At 70.2% G+C, this 19,474-nt stretch carries 13 protein-coding genes; 6 read left to right on the top strand and 7 right to left on the bottom strand.

Annotated elements, in window-relative coordinates; translation table 11 throughout:
* Nucleotides 1–39: 39 nt before the first annotated feature.
* Together ACFO0C_RS41660 and ACFO0C_RS41655 are read left to right on the top strand one after the other, a co-directional pair.
* Entirely contained in the window at nt 40–3,522 is a 3,483-nt protein-coding gene (locus tag ACFO0C_RS41660) for an ATP-binding cassette domain-containing protein (RefSeq protein WP_378072360.1), read from the top strand.
* An 18-nt stretch (nt 3,523–3,540) separates the two neighbouring features.
* Nucleotides 3,541–4,296, top strand: a complete 756-nt coding sequence (locus tag ACFO0C_RS41655) for a nucleoside-diphosphate kinase (RefSeq protein WP_378072359.1) — start codon at nt 3,541–3,543, stop codon at nt 4,294–4,296.
* Here the strand turns inward: ACFO0C_RS41655 and ACFO0C_RS41650 are convergent.
* Nucleotides 4,284–5,315: an alpha/beta hydrolase gene (locus ACFO0C_RS41650; protein WP_378072358.1), complete on the bottom strand. Its 1,032-nt coding sequence runs from the start codon at nt 5,313–5,315 to the stop codon at nt 4,284–4,286. The two genes, ACFO0C_RS41655 and ACFO0C_RS41650, sit on opposite strands and share 13 nt — an antisense overlap.
* 26 nt (nt 5,316–5,341) lie before the next feature.
* Here ACFO0C_RS41650 and ACFO0C_RS41645 point away from each other — a divergent pair, with 26 nt between their 5' ends.
* The 3 genes from ACFO0C_RS41645 to ACFO0C_RS41635 are packed head-to-tail and all read left to right on the top strand — an operon-like array spanning nt 5,342 to nt 8,783.
* Nucleotides 5,342–6,496 carry an acyltransferase family protein gene (locus ACFO0C_RS41645; RefSeq protein ID WP_378072357.1) on the top strand — a complete coding sequence of 385 codons (1,155 nt, stop codon included), beginning with the start codon at nt 5,342–5,344 and terminating at the stop codon, nt 6,494–6,496.
* Nucleotides 6,456–7,592, top strand: coding sequence for an NADAR family protein (locus ACFO0C_RS41640; protein WP_378072356.1), 1,137 nt, complete (start codon nt 6,456–6,458; stop codon nt 7,590–7,592). The genes ACFO0C_RS41645 and ACFO0C_RS41640 overlap by 41 nt, the downstream gene beginning before the upstream one ends.
* A gap of 9 nt (nt 7,593–7,601) precedes the next feature.
* Complete coding sequence (locus tag ACFO0C_RS41635) at nt 7,602–8,783, top strand: hypothetical protein (RefSeq protein ID WP_378072355.1); 1,182 nt, start codon at nt 7,602–7,604, stop codon at nt 8,781–8,783.
* Nucleotides 8,784–8,787: 4 nt separating this feature from the next.
* Here the strand turns inward: ACFO0C_RS41635 and ACFO0C_RS41630 are convergent, their stop codons facing one another.
* Both ACFO0C_RS41630 and ACFO0C_RS41625 read right to left on the bottom strand, forming a co-directional pair.
* Complete coding sequence (locus tag ACFO0C_RS41630) at nt 8,788–9,942, bottom strand: dienelactone hydrolase family protein (RefSeq protein ID WP_378072354.1); 1,155 nt, start codon at nt 9,940–9,942, stop codon at nt 8,788–8,790.
* A 112-nt stretch (nt 9,943–10,054) separates the two neighbouring features.
* Nucleotides 10,055–11,392: a glycosyl hydrolase family 18 protein gene (locus ACFO0C_RS41625; RefSeq protein ID WP_378072353.1), complete on the bottom strand. Its 1,338-nt coding sequence runs from the start codon at nt 11,390–11,392 to the stop codon at nt 10,055–10,057.
* 128 nt (nt 11,393–11,520) lie between these two features.
* Between ACFO0C_RS41625 and ACFO0C_RS41620 the strand changes: the two genes are divergently transcribed.
* A complete protein-coding gene (locus ACFO0C_RS41620) occupies nt 11,521–13,050 on the top strand; it encodes a diguanylate cyclase domain-containing protein (RefSeq protein WP_378072352.1) in 1,530 nt (509 codons plus the stop codon).
* Nucleotides 13,051–13,060: 10 nt separating this feature from the next.
* Here the strand turns inward: ACFO0C_RS41620 and ACFO0C_RS41615 are convergent, their stop codons facing one another.
* The 4 genes from ACFO0C_RS41615 to ACFO0C_RS41600 form a co-directional block, all read right to left on the bottom strand.
* Nucleotides 13,061–14,887, bottom strand: coding sequence for a glycoside hydrolase family 5 protein (locus ACFO0C_RS41615; RefSeq protein ID WP_378072351.1), 1,827 nt, complete (start codon nt 14,885–14,887; stop codon nt 13,061–13,063).
* A gap of 225 nt (nt 14,888–15,112) precedes the next feature.
* Complete coding sequence (locus tag ACFO0C_RS41610; RefSeq protein ID WP_378072350.1) at nt 15,113–16,888, bottom strand: rhamnogalacturonan lyase; 1,776 nt, start codon at nt 16,886–16,888, stop codon at nt 15,113–15,115.
* A 176-nt stretch (nt 16,889–17,064) separates the two neighbouring features.
* Entirely contained in the window at nt 17,065–18,288 is a 1,224-nt protein-coding gene (locus ACFO0C_RS41605) for a hypothetical protein (RefSeq protein ID WP_378072349.1), read from the bottom strand.
* Nucleotides 18,289–18,349: 61 nt separating this feature from the next.
* Nucleotides 18,350–19,276, bottom strand: coding sequence for a metal-dependent hydrolase (locus ACFO0C_RS41600; RefSeq protein WP_378072348.1), 927 nt, complete (start codon nt 19,274–19,276; stop codon nt 18,350–18,352).
* Between the last annotated feature and the right edge of the window lie 198 nt (nt 19,277–19,474).

The following is a 19,474-nucleotide window of genomic DNA, read 5'->3' as shown; positions in this document are numbered from 1 at the left end:
TGGTGACACCGCCATCCCCTATTGCTCCGAGGATTCATCATGCGTCTTCTCCGCGACCTGTGGGCCACGAGCCGAAGTCGCACCGCGCTCGTCGCGTTCCTGATAGTCATCGGCGCGGCCGGTTCGGCGGCCTCCTTAGCCTTGGCCGGTCCGGTTCTCGTCGATCGTTCGGTCCCCCTGTTCACCCTTCTGGCGGTGGGCCTGGTCGCGGCCGTGATCAGCGACGTGGTGGTCGGTCTCGTGGTGGCCCGGCTGACCGCGGACTGGGCGGCCCGCACCCGCCGTGACCTCAACCGGGTCGCGTTCGGCCAGGACATCCCGACGCTGGAGAACACCCCGGTCGGCGAGCTGCTCGACCGTATCGACTCCGACGTCTACCAGGTCGGCGCCGAGGTGCGCGGCAGTGGCGTGCGGCTGGCCCAGTCGCTGGCTGTGGCGACGCTGTCGGTGGTGACCACGTTCTTCGTGTGGTGGCCGGCCGCGCTCGCGATGATCGCGGTGGGCACCCTGCTGTTCGTGGTGATGAACAAGCCGGTCCAGCGGATCGGCCCGGTCCGCATCGCCGAGGAGGAGGCCTGGTCCGACCTGGCCGCGGTGATGGAGGAGGCCATCCACGGGCAGGACGACGTGCGGACGAGCCTGGCCGCGCCGTACGTCCGCCGTCTCTATGCCTTGCGCTCGGCGGAGGTTCTGCGCCGTGGCCGCCGGGTGTGGCGGATGTCGGCGAAGGTCACCATGACCGCCGGCGCCATCACGCGTTCGCTGATCGCCTCGCTCGTGGTCGGCGGCGCCTGGGCGCTGACGGCCGGGCACATCGACACGGCTCGGCTGACCGCGGTGTGGCTGCTGGCGCTCGGTTTCGGCGGGACCCTGGAGCACCTGACCCGGATGGTGCCGGAGATGCAGAACGCGCTCGGCGCCTGGGGCCGGGTGGTCATGCTCACCGAGGTGCCGCAGGAACCGGTCGGCGGGGTGGACCCGGTCGACGGTGACCTGGAGGTGCGCGATCTGACGTTCCGTTACGGCGAGTCCGACGGCGAACGGCCGGCGGCTCTGCGCAATGTCAGCGTGACGTTCGCCCGTGGCCGGTCGTATGCGCTGATCGGGCGTACCGGCTCGGGCAAGTCGACCCTGGCGAAGATCCTGACCCGGGCGGTGGACGTGCCGCGCGGGACGGTCTTCCTGGGTGGCATCGACATCAACGACATCGGTGTCGACGCGCTTCGCCGCCGGACCGCGATCGTCCCGCAGCGCACCGAGATCCTGGCCGGAACGCTGGCCGAGAACATCGCGCTGTTCGACCGTGCGCTGCAGCCGGGCGCCGGCGCGGCGCTCGACGAGCTGGGCCTGACCGCCTGGGTCGCCGGCCTGCCGGACGGTCTGGAGACGAAACTCGGCGAGGGCGGCTACAAGCTGTCGGCGGGTCAGGAGCAGCTGGTGGCGTTCGCCCGCATCCTGGTCCGTGATCCGCAGGTGGTGATCCTCGACGAGGCGACCGCCCGGATGGACCCGGTCACCGAGTCATGGGTGCAGCGGGCCACCGACCGGCTGCTGGAGGGCCGGATCGGGGTGATCGTCGCCCACCGCCTGTCGTCGGTGCAGCGCTGTGACGAGGTCGTGGTGCTGGCCGACGGCCAGGTGCTGGAGCAGGGTCCGCTGCGCGAGTCACGCCGGTTCGCCGAGCTGATGAGCAGCAGCAACCTGACGGTGCCGGCGTCACCGACGGCCGGCGGCACCGTCCTGCTCGCCGAGCGGGACTGGGACGCCGGGATGCGCGAGGAGCTGGGGCCGGACGTCCTGTCGAATCCGCTGCCCACGGTGGAGCCGCCGGAGCTGCCGGAGCCGCCGCGGGCCCGCACGATGCGCGAGATCCTGCGACTGGCCACGAACGACAAGCGGTTCGGCCTGGCCGCCTGCGTCTGGTTCCTGCTGCTGGTGCTGCTCGGCTTCGACGGCGCGATCCTGCCGCTGCTGTGGGCGAACGTCGTCGACGGCCTGGGCGACCCGATGCTGCCCGCGATCGGTATCGCGGTCGCCCTGCTGGCACTGGTCCCGTCGCTCTACTTCACCGGGGCCTGGTTCCCGGAGTGGTGGGTGCGACAGATGCTGCGGATCAGCCTGCGTCTGCTGCACGGTCAGATCGGCCCGCGCCGGGTCAGCAAGCACACCCCGGCCGAGGTCGTGGCGCACGGCGGTGACACCGAACGGGTGGTGCAGCTGGCCGACAACGTGATCGACAACACCGTGGCGATCTTCGCGCTGGTGTCGATGACGCTGTTCTCCCAGTCGATCGTGCCGGGCATGTTCTTCGCCGGGACGATGCTGCTGTCCGGGATGGCGGCGACGCTGTTCGGGCCGCGGCTGGAGAAGGCGGCCCGCCGGACGGTGGCGGCGCGGGCGGCGTTCGCGACGTCGCTGGTGTCGTCGTTGTCGGCGGCGCGCACGGTGAAGCTGGCCGGCGCGACCGACCCGGTGCTCGCGCATCTGGCCGACCTCGACGGGACCCGCAGTGAGCTGCAACGACGGGAGATCGCAATCCAGGTGTGGGCACGGTCCACGCCGTCGATCGCCAGCGGTCTGCTGCCGATCGCGGCGTGGGCGCTCTACCTGGGCGGTCACCTGACGGCGGCGGCCACGCTGATCGCGGTGTCGGTGCTCGGTGCGGCCCGTTGGTTCGCGTGGACGACGGCGTCGCTGGTGTCGCACTTCCCGTCGGCGAAGGTGTGGACCCGCCGGACGGCCGCGATGACCGGCACGTCGGAGTACTCGGCGGACGTCTCCGGCGTGGACATCTCGGCCGGGACGGCGCCGGCGCCGCCGACGGCGCCGCGCAACCCGTTGCGCACGCTGGAGCTGTCCGGCTTCAGCGCGGTGCACGAGAACGGAGCAGTGGGGGTACGCGACATCGACCTCACCGTCGAACGCGGCGAACTCGTGCTCGTCCTCGGCCCGGTCGGCGCGGGCAAGTCGTCGCTGCTGCGCGCGCTCGCCGGGATCGTGCACCACACCGGCGAGCTGCGGTGGAACGGTGACCCGGTGAACGAGCCGGAGCTGTTCCTGCGACCGAACCAGGTCGGCTACGTGGCCCAGCTGCCGCGCGTGCTGTCCGGGACGGTGGCGGAGAACATCCAGCTCGGGCACGAGGTGGACGCGGCCGACGCGGTGTCGGTGGCCCAGCTGGAGCACGACCTGGCCACCGCCGGCGGTGGACTGCAGCTGCTGATCGGCCACAAGGGCACCCGGCTCTCCGGCGGGCAGCTCCAGCGGCTCGCTCTGGCCCGGGCGCTCGCGCCGCGTACCGAGCTGCTGATCGCCGACGACGTCTCGTCGGCGCTGGATGTGACGACGGAGCTGGAACTCTGGCGGGCGTTGCGCTCGCACGGGGTGACGGTGGTCGGCTCGACCTCCAAACGGGCCGCCCTGGCCCAGGCCGACCGGGTGGTCGTGCTGATCGGCGGCCGCGCCGAGGACCAGGGCACCTGGGCCGAGCTGGCCGACCGCTGGGGTCACCTGGCCGGCTGAAAGGCTAGGTTGGTCGGCGTGCGCGCGTTCGTTCTCCTCAAACCGGACGGTCTACGACGAGGACTGAGCGGTGAGGTGGAGCGGGCGGCCACAGCGGCCGGCCTGACGATCGACGGGCGGAGAGCGGTGACGCTCTCCCCCGCCGACGTCCGGTACCTGTGGTCGGAGTACACCGATGCCGGCCACAGCCTGACCCTCGGCTTCCTGGACCGCTACCTGACCACCGGCCCGTCGCAGATGCTGCTGGTCAGTGGCCCCGACGCGTTCGAGGCGGCCCGCCGCGTCAAGCGGGAGATCCGGTCCCGGCACGCCGACGGGCCGTTCGCCAACGTCGTGCACGCCGCCGAACACCCCGGCGAGCTGGCCCGGCAGCGCGACCACCTGCTCGGCCTGGACAACGCCGACCCGCCGGTCAGCGCGCCACGCCCGCCGGGCACCGACTTCCGCGGCCTGGTCGACGTTCCCGCCCTGGTCGCCGAGGTGTGGCCACGGATCCAGGGTGTGCCCGAGGATCCCGGCCCGCACCGGCTCGACGACGGGAGCGGCGGGCAGGTCGTCCTCGGCCCGGACCGCGGCCACACCCTCGACTCCACGGTCACCGCCCTGTGGCACGCCCTGCCCGGTGTCGAGCCGGCCAGGGCGGTGCTGCTGGCGCTGCACGCCGGCTGGTCGGGCGGCACACCGGTCGCCACCGGCAGCCGGACCGCCCGGCGCCGGTGCCTGCGGACGCTCCGCGCAAACGGGATCCGAAACTGCTCCGATCAGCCGCGCTGAAGCCGTTGGGCCAGCCACTCGATCGCGAGCGGGTACCGCCAGTCGATGCCGCCGTGCTTGGCCGGGAACAGCTCGAACGCGATCTTCTCCTCCGGCACCCCGATCCGCAGCAGCCCGGCACGGAACGCCTCCGCCCCCAGGTCGAGGAACCATTCGTCGCGGGTCCCGGCGTCGATCCACACCGCCCGCAACGATCGCAGCTCGTCGGCGTACCGGTCGATCATCCGGATCGGATCCCAGTGCAGCCACCGCTGCCACACTTCGGGCAGGATCTCGCCGGTCCGCGGGTGGAACGGCAACCGTGGTGTCCCGTCCGGGTCGGCCGAGAACGCCGCCGTGCACCCGAGAACGAGGACGAGGAGCATGTCCTCCTCCTTGGTGAACGCGACCCGCGACTGGAAGTCCTTCCAGTACGCCTGGATGTCGTGGTCGTAGTCGCGCAGCGCCCGGGCGGCCTTCGCGAACTCGTTGAGATAGCAGTACTCGTAGAGCGCGTCTCCGGCGTGGGTGGCCAGCGCACCGAACAGGTCGGGCCGCAGCATCGGCGTGATCATCGCCCCGAACCCGCCGGACGACTTGCCGGTGATCGCCCGCGATTCCCGGTCGGCGATCGTGCGGTAGTGGGCGTCGACGTACGGCACCACCTCGTCACAGAGGTAGGTGTGGTAATTCCCGGTCCCGGGCGAGTCGACGAACTGCGAGCCACCGTAGGCGGTCCACGCGTCCACGTAGACGAGGATGCACCCCGGCGCCTTCCCCTGGGCGAACACCTGGTCGGCGGTCTCGACGAACGGCTGCCGGAACGGTGTCCGGTTGCCCCACATGGTGACCTGGCCGGAGTAGCCCTGGATCACGTAGATGGTGGGATAGCGGGCATCGCCGTCCTGCTCGTAGCCGGGCGGTGTGTAAACCCACAGCGGCCGCTCGTGCGGGTCACCGAGCACGTTGCCGCGAAGAGCCTGCGAATCGATCGTGTCGTGATGCAGGTTCCCCGCGAGCTCACTGGTCCATATCGACATGCCCTTGAGTCAACTATCTTTCACCGATGACCGCACCCAGGTTGGCTTGGCTCGACGGCCTCCGAGCGGTCGCCGTGCTGCTGGTGGTCTATGCGCATCTGACCCGGTTCGTCTTCACTGATCTGCGGGCCGTCACCGGGGAGTGGCTGCACGCCGGGACCGCCGGGGTGATGCTGTTCTTCCTGGTCAGCGGCTACATCATCCCGGCCTCGCTGGAGCGGCACGGTGATCTGCGGGCGTTCTGGCGCAGCCGGATCCGGCGGTTGTTCCCGCTCTATCTGGCGGTGATCGCGGTCCTCGTGGTGGCTCACCCGCACGCGTTCTCGCCGGCGACGGCGGTGGGCCACGCGACGATGCTGCCGTTCCTGGCCGGTGTGCCGCTGATCACGCCGGTCTTCTGGACGCTCTCCTTCGAGATGGTCTTCTACCTTCTCGTCACGACCCTTTTCACGGTACGGGCCACCCGTTCCCTTCTCCCGCCGGTCGTCCTGGCCGTCGCCGGCGCGGTCACGGCCCCACTGGTGCCGCTCCGGTTCGGGTCGATCCCGGTGGTGATCGGGGTGGTTCTGGCGTTCGGCCTGGCCGGGGTGGTGTCCGGCCGGCGCTGGGCGGAGCTGTCCGGCGGCCTGCTGCTCGGCGGTCTGGCGCTGGCGCTGCTGGTGTTCAACATGGATCCGGCGCACACCCGTGACGGCCTGCTGATCCTCGCCGTGATGTTCACCGGCACCGTGATCCACCGCGCCGATCACGGACAGACCTCCTGGTGGCGGGCGGGCGCGGTGATCGCCGTGGTGGCGGTGTCGTTGCTGGTCGTGTGGATCGGCGAGCTGGCGGCTCTGCACGCGGTGACGCCGCGCTACGTCACCCGCTCGGTGCTGACGCTGCTGGTCTTCGGTGGTTCCTTCGCCGCCGGCATGCTGCTGCGCCACCGCCACACCCCGTCGTGGCTGGCCCGGATCGGCGTGCTCAGCTACTCGGTCTACCTGATCCACTACGTGCTGATCGAGCTGTGCCGCCCGCTGCTGTCGTCGAGCGTCCCCGGCCCGCTGCGGGCCGCCGGCTATCTGGCGGCGGTCTTCGGCATCTCGTGGCTGACTCACCGGTACATCGAGGTGCCGGGCCAGCGGCTAGGGTCGCCGCATGCCCGACAGCACACCGACCTGGCGGCGAGTCGACGGTGACATCGTCCCCGGCCTGCAACGCCCGGTCCTTCTCGCCGGCCGGGGCTTTCGACTCGCTGCGCTCGCCTGCTTCGCAGACGATCTGATCACCTGGGGGTACGGCCGGAGCACCGACCTCGCCGGACTCCGTGCGGCCCTGGCTGACGGGTCCGTGGTCGTCCAGGTTTCGGCCGGCTCCGAGGTCCACGTGCCGGGCCTGGGCACCGTCACGACGACCGAGCCGAACACGTGGTCGACCGAGGAGATGTTTCTCGGCGAGGTGGCCGACGACCTGGACCGTCTCCACGACCGGCCGGACTCGTCGCGCCGCGCCCACGACGCGTTCCTCGCCTACGCCGCCGACCCGTCCGGGCCGGCCCTGGAGGCGGCCCGCGCGGCGTATCTGGAGGTGCCGTCGCATCGCCGGATCTTCATGTTCGGCGACATGGACCACCAGGACGAGGCAGCCCGGATCCTGCTGGCCGATCTGGGCGAGGAGATCCCGGCCCGGCGCCCCGATCACACACACCTCGTGACGGAGGACCTGAAGTCCTGGGCGATCCGATATTTCCGGAGGCTCGAGCCGGCCGTGGCCCGCCGGCAGGCCGACCGGACGGTCGACGGCCCGGAGACCGCGTCCGCGCTGCCGCTGACCGTCGGCTCCCGGGTCTTCGCGGACGGCTGGCCGGACGATCCGGGCACCGAGGCGCTGCAGATCGACTTCCCGGCGGCCGTCGTCCACGAGGGCCGGGAGTTCCCGAGTGTGGCGCACGCCTACTGGGCGCTGTCGACCGCCGATCCGCAGTGGCGTGACCGGATCGCCGCCGCCGACCGGGGCCACGACGCGCGGGACCTGGCCGCGTCGGCGCCCCGGCGGGAGGGCTGGGCCGCGGCCCGGCTCGCCGTGATGGGCGTGCTGCTGCGCGACCGATGCCGGCGGCATCCGGCGCTGGCCGCGACGTTGCTGGCCACCGGTGACGCCCGGATCCTGTACGTCGGAATGGAGTCCGGTTACTGGTCCACGGCCGCCCGCCAGGGCACGAACTGGATCGGGCGTCTCCTGGAGACGATCCGGTCGGAACTGGCCGCCGAAGCCACCGGAATCCTGCCCGGCTAGGGTCGGCGGGTGTCGATTCCCCTGCGCTGGCAGCTGTCGGATGTGGTCACCGGTGAGCCGGTGACCGAGTGCATGGAGATCGACGGGTTGTTCGCCGATCGGGTGTTTCCGGTGGAGCCGGTCCACGAGCGCTACACGCTGCTGGACTGTGCGCCGTCCGGGCCGCTGCGGGCCGCGATCGACGGGGACGGGCCGGCGTGGCTGGCCAACGTGGTGGCCGCCGGTGCACACGTGCCCGGGCGGCCGATCGCGGAGCGCTGCCCTCCGGACTGCTACGACTGCTACCGGATCGGCGAGGAGATGCTCGACGTGCGGGTGGTGGGATATCGGCCGGCCCCGGGCGGGGCGGGCCGCTTCGACATCGATCTCGAAGGGCATCGTCGCGACGAGGACCACAACGCCGGTGGCACGGTGGCGCCCGACGTCGCCGGGTACCGGCTGTCGATGTGGGGCGACGGGACCGGCGCCGAGACGCCGCTCGGCGAGTGCCGGGTCGTCGACGGCCTGTTCCGTGAGCGGCCGGAGGTGTGGCCGCCGGGACCGCCGGTGACGTTGCGGGGTTGCCGCCCCGGGCTCATCGGTCATCTCGAGCTGCACTGGGCACACGTGCGCGTCGACGGAACGGTTCACCGGCCCGCCTGGGAGTCGCGGATCTTCGGGAAGGTCGTGGCGACGGGTCCGTCGGCGTTCGGGGACGGGCTGGTCGACGTCACCCTGGACGGGCCGGTCTCGGTGCCGCTGGCGGCGAACGAGCGGGAGATCTGGGACGTGTGGCGTGCCGGTGGGCCGGACGGACCCAACCGGTGGGCGGGGCTCGATCGCAGTGGCCGATACCTGTGGGTGCGGGCTGCGGCCTTCCATCGGGTTCCCACGCCGGACAGGCCGGCCGGGACGGTCTACCACCTGGACGGGCGCCACGTGACCGACTACGACGGGTTCTTCTGTGCCATCGGTGAGGCGATCAACGGGCCCGGCGGCTGGTTCGGTGGTGACCTGTTCTGGCTGCACGAGAACGCCGCCACCGGTGACGGCGGCGCGACCCCCGGGTTCACGCTGGTCTGGCACGACTCGGAGGTCGCCCGTACCCATCTGGTCGCCGGCTACGACCGCAAGAGCTGGCAGGAGGCCGTCACGTTCGACGAGCTGGTCGCCGTCCTGGGCCGGGACGGCGTGCGGGTCGAGCTGCGCTGAGTGGTCACAGGTGGCGGTCGAGCCAGGTGAAGGCCTCCTCCTGCATCTCGGCGGTGAAGACGTGACCGAGACCGGGCCACGTCATGGTGCGCAGACGGTGTCCGGCCCGCTGGCTCGACCAGACGCCGGCGAGTTTGGCGTGGGCGACGGCGGTGCCCTCGGCGGTGAAGAGGGGGTCGAGCTCGCCGCCCATCACGAACATCGGGCGGGGCGCGGCGAGAGCTGCCACGTCGGGGATGTCGAGGTGCCGGTAGAGGCCCGGGTGCAGCATGTAGAACGCGGACTGGCCGCGCAGCGTGTTGTTGCCGGGAACCATCATCTCCTTGAGCCCGGTCATCCAGCAGACCGCGACGGTGGCGGCGATGTGGTCGGACAGGGCCGCTACCTGCCAGGCACGGTAACCGCCCATCGAGAAGCCGACGGCGGCGATCCGGCGCGGATCGACCTCCGGCACGGTGGCGAGGAAGGCGGCGGCGCGGGCGTCCTCACGGGCCATCAGCCCTGCCGGTGACGATCCGAGGTTGAAGAGGTTGCTGGCCAGAGCCTGCTGGCCGTCGTAGGTGAGGCCACCGCGGTCGCCCCAGCCGAGCGCGTCGACGGCGAGGACGGCGTAGCCGCGCTGGACGAGCTGGTCGCCGACGAACCGGTCGCTGAAGTAACGGCCCGCCCAGGCTTGCGCGGAGGCGAGACGCGTTTCGTCGTACCACGGCTGAATGAGTTTTTCCTTGCCGATGTCGAACCTGGCGCCGTGATCGTGGAGCAGGAGCGCGGCCGGGAACGGTCCGGGCCCGTCGGGCAGGAGCATCGTGGCGCGGACGCGGCTGTGCCGGGTGACGTTGAGGACGACCTGGCGGCGGCGGTATCCGGGGCCGGCCTGCTCGTCGACGATCTCCGGTTCGAACGGCGTGCGGTCGGCGGGCTGGCAGAGCAGGCTCTCGAACTGGTGGCGGGCGCGGCGTTTCCAGTCGCCGAAGTCGCGTTCGCGGGAGTTCGGCCATGCCAGGGGGAAGGTGAGTTCGTCCTTGAGCCGTTCGTGGAAGACCGGGAGGTTGCCGGTGACGACCGACGGGCCCTCGAATCCGGCAGCGGCGAGGGCGTCGGACAGGTGTGGTGCGGCGAGGGCCGCGGCGGGCAGGGAGATCACGGAGCGGCGCTTCATGGGGATTCCTGTTCTTCGATGGAATCCCGACGCTAGAAAGCCCTTTCCCGCATGTCAACAGATTGCCGCCCACCCCGGGGACGGTCCGGGTGGGCGGCAATCCGGTTCGGGGTCAGCGGCCCTGGATGGCCTTCACGTTGTCGCCGAAGGTCCAGTTCTTCGAGCCGTCCCAGTTGATCGACCAGGTCATCAGGCCCTTGATGCCGGGAACGCTGTTGACCGCCTGGGTGACCAGGGCCGGCGTCATGTAGCCGCCACCGGCGCCGACCTGCGCGGGCAGGCCGGGGACCTGCTTGTCGTACGGGATCCGGATGGTCGTGCCCTGGATGGTGAGGCCGTTGGCGAGGCACTGGGTCTGAACGGTGAAGCCCTGGACGGTGCCGGCGCCGTAGGAGTCACCGGAGCAGCCGTACATGCTGCCGTTGTAGTACTGCATGTTGAGCCACCAGAGGCGGCCGTTGTCCAGGTACTTCTTGATGATCGGCAGGTAGGAGCCCCAGATCGAGCCGTAGGTGACCGAACCGCCGGTGACGTAGGCGGTCTCCGGAGCCATGGTGAGGCCGAAGTTCGACGGCATGGCCGCCAGCACGCCGTCGATGATGCGGATCAGGTTGGCCTGCGAGGTCGACAGGGTGTTGATGTTGCCGCTACCGGTGAGGCCGGTCTCGATGTCGATGTCGATGCCGTCGAAGTTGTAGGCCTTCAGGATCGGCACGATGGTCGCCACGAACCTGTCGGCGACGGCGCTGGAGCTGAGGTCGACACCGGCGGTCGCACCACCGATGGACATCAGGATGGTGGCGCCCTGGGCCTTGGCGGCGCAGATCTCGGCGGCGGTCGGCACCTTGACGCCGGCGTCCATGCCGTTCTCCCAGAGGACCGTGCCGTCCGAGCGGATCACCGGGAAGGCGGCCATCAGCACGTTGTAGCCGTGCTGGGTGATGCGGCTGTCGTTGATCGGGATCCAGCCCATGCCGGGGTGCACGCCGTTGGAGGCGCCGTCCCAGTTCTCCCAGTAGCCCTGGAGGACCTTGCCGGCCGGGCGGCCCGTGACCCCGCAACCGGTGGGATTGGAGGGACTCGGCGAAGTCGACGGCGAAGGCGAGGTCGACGGTGACGGCGAGGTCGAAGGTGACGGCGAGGTCGAGGGCGACGTGGAGGGCGACGGCGACGGGTTGGTGCCGCCGGTGCAGGCGCCGAGGCTCTTCCACAGGGTCGGGGTGGCGGCCGGGTTCCAGCCGGTGCCGGCCCAGGCGGTGTGCGTGACCAGGGCCTGGTAGAGGGTCGCCTGGTAGGTGACCTGCTGGCCGGCGGTGTAGCTCACGCCCTCGGCCCAGATCGTCGAGGAGCAGGCCACTGCCGCGTTCCCGGTCGAGGCGAAGGCCACGGCCGAACCCAGCACCACCCCCACCCCGGCAACCAGGGCCAGCATCTTGCGGCGAACCCTCATGACGAACTCCTCGACGAGAGAATGTGACGTGTGTGACCACATCCTGAAGTTCACATACGTAAATATCAAGGGTTCTTAACAGTAATTCTGCGGCTAAGTTCCGGCGTGCGCGTGCCGAGCAGTACGGCATGGTGCGGCGTTCGTGGACCACTGCCGGGCTGCTGGCTCTCGTCGCTCTCGGTGCGACGACGGTGTTCGCCATCCCCGCGCTGTACGAAGCCGGCTCCTCGGTCTACATGACCGTCGTCGGTGGCGCCGAGGTCCTGTTCACCGCACTCGGGCTGATCTTCGCGACCTGGGCGAGCCGGTTGCCCGGTCTGCCGCCGCGGATCCGGCGGGCCTGGCGGTGGATGCTGCCGACGTACGCCCTGTGGCTGGCCGACGTGATCCTCTACGGGATCTTTCCGGGGCAGCCGTTCCCCAGCCTGCCGGAGGTCGGCCAGCTGTTGATCGCGCCGGTCACGCTGGCCGGGATCCTGGCGTTCACCCGGATACCCGGATCGCGGACCGAGCGGATCAAGCTCTGGCTGGACGCCGGTGTGGTGGCGGTCGGCTCGGCGATGGTCCTGTGGTTCATGATCCTGAGCCCGGCGCTGGCCGGCGCCGCGAGCGCCACCTGGCGAGAACTGACCCCGAGCATCGCGCGGCCACTGCTGGACGCGGCACTGCTGTTCGGTGTCGGCGTGGTGCTCCTCCAGGGCGCGGAGGCGGTGGTGGCCCGGCTGCCGCTGACCACCGTGGTGGCCGCGATCCTGCTGATCATGATCGGTGACATGCGCCGGGCGTACGTGGTGAACCACGGTGGCTCGCTGTGGCCGTCACCCGATCAGACCATGTTCTGGGTGGCCGGGCTGTTCATGCTGATGCTCGCGCCGTACCTGCAGGTGTGGCGGACACAGCATCGGGCCGCGCCGGAAGCCGCGGCGGCCCCGACCGGCCCGCCCCGATGGCCGTACCTCACCGCGATCCCGGGCTACCTGCTGCTCATGTTCACCGTCGGGGTGGAGCATCCGTACCCGGCGAGCGGCCTGATCGCCGGTGCCTTCCTGGTCTCCACGCTGGTCTTCGGCCGGCAGATGGTCGCCGCCCGGGAGAACCGGCGGATGGCCGTCACCGATCAGCTGACCGGGCTGGCCAACCGGGTCCAGATGTACGAGGCGCTGCCCCGGGCGATGGCGCGGGCCCACCGCAACCACACGCTGGTCGCCGTCATGGTCATCGACATGAACGGGTTCAAGCAGATCAACGACGAGTTCGGCCATCAGGCCGGCGATCAGCTGCTGATCGGCTTCGGCCGGCTGCTGCGGCGCTGCGTCCTCGGTTCGGACCTCGTCGTCCGCCTGGGCGGCGACGAGTTCGCCATCGTCCTGCCCGACCTGACCGATCCCGGTCACGCCCAGGCGGTGGTGCAGCGGATCCGCGCCGCGATGGCCGAGCCGGTCCGCGTCGGCTCGACCGTGGTCCAGCCGAGCGCCAGCATCGGCGTCGCCTTCGCCCGCCCCGGTGACCATTCCGTCGACGACCTGCTGCACCGCGCCGACGTGGCGATGTACGACGCCAAGAAGAAGGCGCGGCCCACCACGCCACCCGTGCTCCACCGCACGGTGCCCGGAACGTCGAAAGGACAGGACCGCGAGCCCGCCGACAACGAGAACTGACCGGTCCCGGTCAGGGCAGGCGTCGGCAGAACAGGGCGTCGGGGGTACGCGACGACAGGAACCGGCCGGTCCAGGCGATGCCGGCCACGTACTCGTCGTCGTTGCACTGGCCCTTGTAGTGGCCGCTCGCGAACTCGCCGCCGGGACCTCCCGCGGGACGGGCGTCGCCGCGGTCGAACCACACCGTACGGCCCGCGTCGGAGGCGGCCCCGATCGCGGTGGCGCACAGGGCGCTCGACACCGCCGCGCCGCGCACCGCGTAACCGACCAGCACCGACGTCGCCGGGCACTGGAACTTCGTGTAGCCGGACGCCCAGTCGCGGGACACGAAACGCTCGTCCTTCACCACCTGGTGGGAACTCCAGCCGAGGGCACGGGTGGTGTCGGTGCACAGACCCCGGTTGCCGGTGTGACTCAACCCGATCAGGCGCTGGCCGTCGGGGCAGGCCGCCTTGCGGGCTCCGCTGTCCCAGTCCGGCTGGGCGCGCATCGTGAGTGACGCGACGAAGTCGCCGTTGTCGGGGCTCAGCATGCTCCGGGACGGGACCGGAGTGACGTACCCCTGCCGGCTCGTGGCCGTGACCAGCCGCTGCCAGACGGCCGACCGCCAATCCGGACCGTCGAGGACGCCGGATCGCCGCCCCGCGGCGTCGAAGAACAGCAGCCCCCACTCGTTGCCGCTCTCCGCCCAGCCGATCGCCGGCCAGTAGGCGAAGTCGGCGTCGGCGCGGATCAGGATGTCCACGAAGTTCTCGAACCAGGCACGCTGGCTGCTGCCGGCGGCCGCGTTGGCGTCGAGGCCGAACTCGCTGATCCACACCGGAGCGGTGAAATGGTTGCCGGCCTCACCGGCGACGTACAGGGCGTCCCGGTTGACGACGGCGGCCAGATCGGCGGGGCTCAGGTCGCGGTAACGCGGGTCGGTGGTCTCGCCGGTGCCGGTGGCGCCGCTGTGGTTGGGGCCGGTGTAGTCGTAGAAGTGCGCCGAGTAGACCAGCTTGCCCGACCGGACCAGCGTGTGCGACAGGGTACGGACCGGGCGCAGGGTGGGCCGCTCGTGGGCGAAACCGTCGACCGGGATGCCGGTCCAGTTGATGCCCTCGACGATGATCAGCAGGTTCGGGTTGGCCTCGGCGAGGATCCGGTCGCCGGTGCGCTGCGAGGCGGCGAACCAGTCGTGGGCGTTGCCCCAGCCCCAGTTCGGGTCGTCCAGGATGGTGCGGCGCACCTCGTTGTACAGGTCGGCACCGACCACGCGCGGGTTGTCGCGGTAGCGGCGGGCCATGAACAGCCAGTCGTCCTCCCACTGCTGGACGCCCTGCGAGGTGTTCCACCGCTCGTTGCCGTCGACGGCACAGCACCAGCGGGTGGTGTTCGTGTGGTTGTTCAGGATCACGGCGATTCCGGCGCCGGTGAGTTCGGCGACCACCCGGTCGTACACCTGCAAGGGGGTTGATCCTAGCAGTTGGGGGTTGGCGGCGACGGCGGTGTCGGTGACCGGCGTGGTGTCGCGGACCATCTCGTTGGAGAACGGCAGGCGCACACTGTTGGCGCCCAGGTCGCGGAAGCCGGCGACGATCGTGGCGATCGGCGCCCGGTCCAGGCCGAGCGGAACCCGGCCGGAGTTCTCGCCCGCGTGGTGGGCGGCGTTGTCGGCCTTGTTGCCGGAGCCGTTCCAGGTGCCGCTGGCGCCGTGCCAGTTTACCGACCGCAGCTTGAAACGCTGCCCGTCGGCGTCGACGACGTACCGCCCCCGGGTGGACAGCGGCCCGGTCCACCCGGGTTCGGCCGCGGCGGCGGTCGCCGACGCACCCGGCAGGAGACCCGCAAGAACCACAAGAGCCACCATCAGGCGTACGGCGACACGCACTGTGACCACCAACCTTCGTCGACGAGTCCGGTGGATCACATTGAAGAGCATCAGCGCCCTTTAGGGAACACACCTAACTGATCAACCTCTGAGCCTTCTGCAGCAGCGCCTCGATCGCCGGGTCCGCACCCGGATCACGAAGATGCGCGCGGCGTGTGAGGCCGATGACCCCACACGCCGCGGTCGAGCGGATCAGCCGATCGCGAAACTCGGGTGCGGCGGCTGGTTGTAGGCGGTGTTCTGCCAGGCGACCGCCTCGCGGTACATGCGGTCCTGCATCAGCGACGGCCGGGAGATGCTCGTCGCGTCGGTGGTGGAGTAGATCCGCAGGGCGGTGTTGTTCGTCGTCGGCCAGATGACCTCCTCGCGCCAGTCTCCGAGGATGTCGGCCTGCAGCGACGGGGTGGCCTTGGTGCCGTTGTTGGAGTGCACACCGTCGGCGGTCAGCAGGCGGGTGTCGGCACTGGTGCCGTACTTGTCGATGTGCGTGCCGTCGAGCAGCTCCCGCTGCGCGTCACCGTCCCACCAGATGACGAAGTTGGAGCTGGACGGCTTACGGCCGATGTTCTGCCCCGACGTGTTGTAGATGCCGGACACCGCCGACGACCACGACTCGGCACCGGGACTGCCCGCGTAGACGTCGGCCGAGACACCCCGGCCGTTGTCGCAGCCACAGGACGCGTTCGACCAGATGATCGATCCGGTACGGGCGTCGGCCATCCACGCCGCCAGCTTCGTCGTACTCTCGTCGACCTTGAAGACCTCCAGCCCGGCACGGCTCGGGATCAGGTCACCGACGTGGTAGGCGTCGCCGTGACCCTGCCCGTTGACCCACAGGCCGTAGCCGTTGTCGTCGACGGCCATCGCCCCGTACAGGATCTCGTCCTTGCCGTCGCTGTCGACGTCGGCGATGGAGAGCTGATGGTTGCCCTGGCCGGTCCAGGCCGAACCGTTCGTCGACGAACTACTGTCGAAGGTCCAGCGCCGGGTCAGTGCGCCGTTGCGGAAGTCCCAGGCCACGATCACCGAACGGGTGTAGTAGCCGCGCGCCATGATGATGCTCGGGTAGGAGCCGGTCACGTAGGCGGTGCCGGCCAGGAACCGGTCCACCCGGTTGCCGTAACTGTCACCCCACGAGGAGACCGTCCCGCGCGCCGGAACGTAGTCGGCGGTCGCCATCGCCCGGCCGGTCTGGCCGTTGAAGACGGTCAGGAACTCGGGCCCGGACAGGATGTAGCCGGACGAGTTGCGGTAGTCGGCACTCGAACTGCCGATCACCGTGCCACCGCCGTCGACCGTACCGTCGGCGGTCTTCATGGCGACCTCGGCCTTGCCGTCGCCGTCGTAGTCGAACACCTGGAACTGGGTGTAGTGGGCGCCGGCCCGGATGTTACGGCCCAGGTTGATCCGCCAGAGGCGGGTCCCGTTCAGCTTGTACGCGTCGATGTAGACCGGGCCGGTGTAACCCGACTGCGAGTTGTCCTTGGCGTTGGACGGGTCCCATTTGAGGACGATCTCGTAGGAGCCGTCACCGTCGAGGTCACCGACCGACGCGTCGTTGGCGCTGTAGGTGTAGGCGACGCCGTCCGGTGTGGTGCCGCCGGCCGGGATCTGGATGGGCACGTCCTGGTAGGCGGCGGCCAGCGCGGCGACCGGGGCGGTCTCCGCGAGGGTCGAGACACCGGCTGGGCGGACGGTGTAGGTGGCGCCGACCTCGGCGCCGACGTCGGTGAAGTTGGTGTCGGCGGTGGTGGCGACCCGGGTGCCGTCGCGGTAGACGTCGAAGGTGCCGCCGGCCCGGTCGGCGTCGAGGAGGCGCCACGAGAGGAAGTTGCCGGTGGCGGTGCGGAGGCTGATCAGCGCGCGGTTCTCGGAGGGGGCGGCGGCCTGGGCATTCACGGGCACGCCGGGGACGGCCAGTGTCACGGCGGTTACCACCGCGGCGACACCGGTGAGCAGTTTGAACATGGGGGATCCAAACCTTTTTCCGGGGGTACGGGGATCCGGCGGCGAATCCTGTGCGGCCGGCGACGCGTGACCTGCCTCTCTCGAGGGCGACCGGCGCATGTGGGGATCATGGCAGGTCAGCCTTAGTTTCAGCCGTTGCTTCAGCAAGGGTTGAAAGCTTTCACCAAGGCTGGATGCTATAGACGCTGGCCAATGTCTGCAAGGGTTCGGCGGGACAGCGCCAACAGGATGGCCGCCCACCCGAGGGCATAGACGATCGCCATCGGCGGCCCGCTTCCGGCCGTCCACAGCAGCAGCATGACCGCAAGGTAGACGGTGGCGGCTCCGAGTGCGGTCCTTTCCGCCGGGTTGCCGGTCAAGCCTTCGCCCAGGCCTCCCGAGGGTCCTTCTTCCGAGCCCTCCTCCGGCCTTCCTTCCGGCCTTCCTTGCGGCCTTCCTTCCGGCCTTCCTTGCGACCTTCCTTCCGGCCTTCCTTGCGACCTTCCTTCCGGCCTTCCTTGCGGGCTCCTTTCCCGTTTTCTTCCCGGCCAGGCTTTCGGGCTCAACGCCGCCACTCCCTCCCCCTGCCGCGTCACTGCCATGATCGCGACGACCGCGAGGGCCGCGAGCTCACACCACAGGACCACCGTCCGCCCGGATGGCCCGAACGGCAGCGTCGGGATCGAGAACGCCATCATGGCGAGCGGGGTGAGCACCCCCACCGCGGCGACGCGCCACGCCCGCAGCGGGCGGCCGGCCAGCAGCAGCCGGGTCAGCAGCACGGTTCCGAACGGTGCCGCCGCCGCGAAGATGACAGCGCTGGTCAGCGGGGCGTCGCCGAGCATCGGGGCATTCGACGGCGCGGCCGGGTTCCACACCCACCAGCGCAGATCCGGCCCGATCTGGTCGAAGATCTCGTAGCCGACATGGAAGACCACCGCGACGCAGGCGGCGCCGACGAGGGGGCTGCGGCGGTCCAGGATCCCGGCCTGCTGGACGAGGGCATAGGCGAGGTACGTCATGGCGGGGTACAGGGCCACGATGTAGAGCGGCAGCCGGTCGAAGAGGAACTGCACCGTGAAGACGTTGTGCACGAAGATCAGCCCGACCTGCTCGTCGAGCCCGAACCGGTCCGGGAAGTACAGCGGCGGTTCGAGGATCAGCACGTAGACGACGGTGGCGAGCCAGAGCCCGAGGTTCCCCGGGTCGCCATGGCGGCGCCACCAGAGAACGGCATGGATCAGGGCGGCGACGGCGCCGGTCACCATCAGCAGTTCGAGAACGGGCTGGGTCCAGCTCTGCAACTCCCCCGGATCACGGACGGTGACCACCGGATTCGCCGCCGCGCACTCGATACCGCCGAGAGCATCGGCCAGCGCCGTGAAGTCCGGATGACACGGCCCCGCAGCCACGGGAATCATCGCCGCACCTCCGTCGAGGCCTTCGCCTTCCTCGCCGTCACGCCGCCTACCGTCGCGGCCGTCATCGCGCTGTCGCTGAGTAGTACAGGCTCAGGTCGAGGCCGCGGTCGTAGGCTTCGAACCATCCGGCGGCGAACTCCGGAAGCGGCTCCGTCGCCGGCCGGTGGTGCGGCACCTGCGAGCGCAGCAGCCGGTAGACGAGGACCGCCATCTCGGCGTTGCCGGCCGGGGCGAACGGTGACGGCGGCGCGATGCCGAGGCGTCGGCGCAGGCCACCGGCGAGCGGCAACCGGGTGAGCGCCTCCTCCCGCCGCACACCGTCGGGTGAGACGTTGCGGTACTCGGCGCGGCGGTCGGCCTCCGGCACGTGCTTGTCGAAGCCCCGCAGGATGTTGCGGTAGACCGTCATGACGTGACTGAACGTCGCCTTGGTGACGCGGCTGCGGTACCACCGGTTGTGCACGACCGCGTCGAAGACCACCAGTGCCGAACTGCGGTGCTCCACCTCCTCGCAGAAGTGCCACAGGAACAGCGACGCCACCCGCTCGTCACCGGGCCGGAACAGGACGTCCTCATGATCCAACATGATCTTGAAGAGCGGCGTGAACGTGGCCTCCAGATCCGCGGTGTAGGCGAGCTGCCACTCCAGCGGCCGGGTCCGCAGCAGTTCGTCATAGCTGGCGACCGCCTCGTCCGCCACCTCCTGGATCCCGGGGTACTGCGCGACCAGCGCCGCCACATGCCGGCGGTGGTTGTTGGCGTGCTGGGCCTCCTGCCGCAGGAACGACTCGGCCTCCTCAGCCGCCGCCGGATCGGTGATCAGCGGAATGGCCTTCCGCGTCGACGCCACGATGAACTTCTCGAACGCGACGGCGATGATGCTGATCGCGTTGCACATGAGCCCGAACTTCGGATGACTCGGCAGCCACTGGAACGGAATCGTCTCGTCCAGCCTGAAGTTGATGCGGCGGATGGGCAGATCCGTCATCGCGAACTCCTCGCGCAGACACCGGGACCCCAAACTAGAACACGTTCTACTTCAGTGTCTACCGCGCCGTCTTCAGGAGACCCGCTTCAAGGCCACGCAGCCCCTTGACTGAGTGCAGAACTGCAACGTATCCGCGTCGATCCGCCGAATCGCCCCGGCCGCCGGATACATCTCGATCACCCCGCCCAGATCGGATTC

This window comes from Actinoplanes subglobosus (genome assembly GCF_042650585.1).
Classification (GTDB): Bacteria; Actinomycetota; Actinomycetes; order Mycobacteriales; family Micromonosporaceae; genus Actinoplanes; species Actinoplanes subglobosus.
Note: the sequence above shows the minus strand (reverse complement) of the source record. Positions and strands in the feature narration are given on the sequence as shown.

What these genes read in the sequence shown, in the direction of transcription:
- ACFO0C_RS41660 (WP_378072360.1), top strand. Translation starts at nt 40, where the DNA reads ATGCGTCTTCTCCGCGACCTGTGGGCCACGAGCCGAAGTCGCACCGCG.
- ACFO0C_RS41650 (WP_378072358.1), bottom strand. Translation starts at nt 5,315, where the DNA reads ATGTCGATATGGACCAGTGAGCTCGCGGGGAACCTGCATCACGACACG.
- ACFO0C_RS41645 (WP_378072357.1), top strand. Translation starts at nt 5,342, where the DNA reads ATGACCGCACCCAGGTTGGCTTGGCTCGACGGCCTCCGAGCGGTCGCC.
- ACFO0C_RS41640 (WP_378072356.1), top strand. Translation starts at nt 6,456, where the DNA reads ATGCCCGACAGCACACCGACCTGGCGGCGAGTCGACGGTGACATCGTC.
- ACFO0C_RS41630 (WP_378072354.1), bottom strand. Translation starts at nt 9,942, where the DNA reads ATGAAGCGCCGCTCCGTGATCTCCCTGCCCGCCGCGGCCCTCGCCGCA.
- ACFO0C_RS41625 (WP_378072353.1), bottom strand. Translation starts at nt 11,392, where the DNA reads ATGAGGGTTCGCCGCAAGATGCTGGCCCTGGTTGCCGGGGTGGGGGTG.
- ACFO0C_RS41620 (WP_378072352.1), top strand. Translation starts at nt 11,521, where the DNA reads ATGGTGCGGCGTTCGTGGACCACTGCCGGGCTGCTGGCTCTCGTCGCT.
- ACFO0C_RS41610 (WP_378072350.1), bottom strand. Translation starts at nt 16,888, where the DNA reads ATGTTCAAACTGCTCACCGGTGTCGCCGCGGTGGTAACCGCCGTGACA.
- ACFO0C_RS41605 (WP_378072349.1), bottom strand. Translation starts at nt 18,288, where the DNA reads ATGATTCCCGTGGCTGCGGGGCCGTGTCATCCGGACTTCACGGCGCTG.
- ACFO0C_RS41600 (WP_378072348.1), bottom strand. Translation starts at nt 19,276, where the DNA reads ATGACGGATCTGCCCATCCGCCGCATCAACTTCAGGCTGGACGAGACG.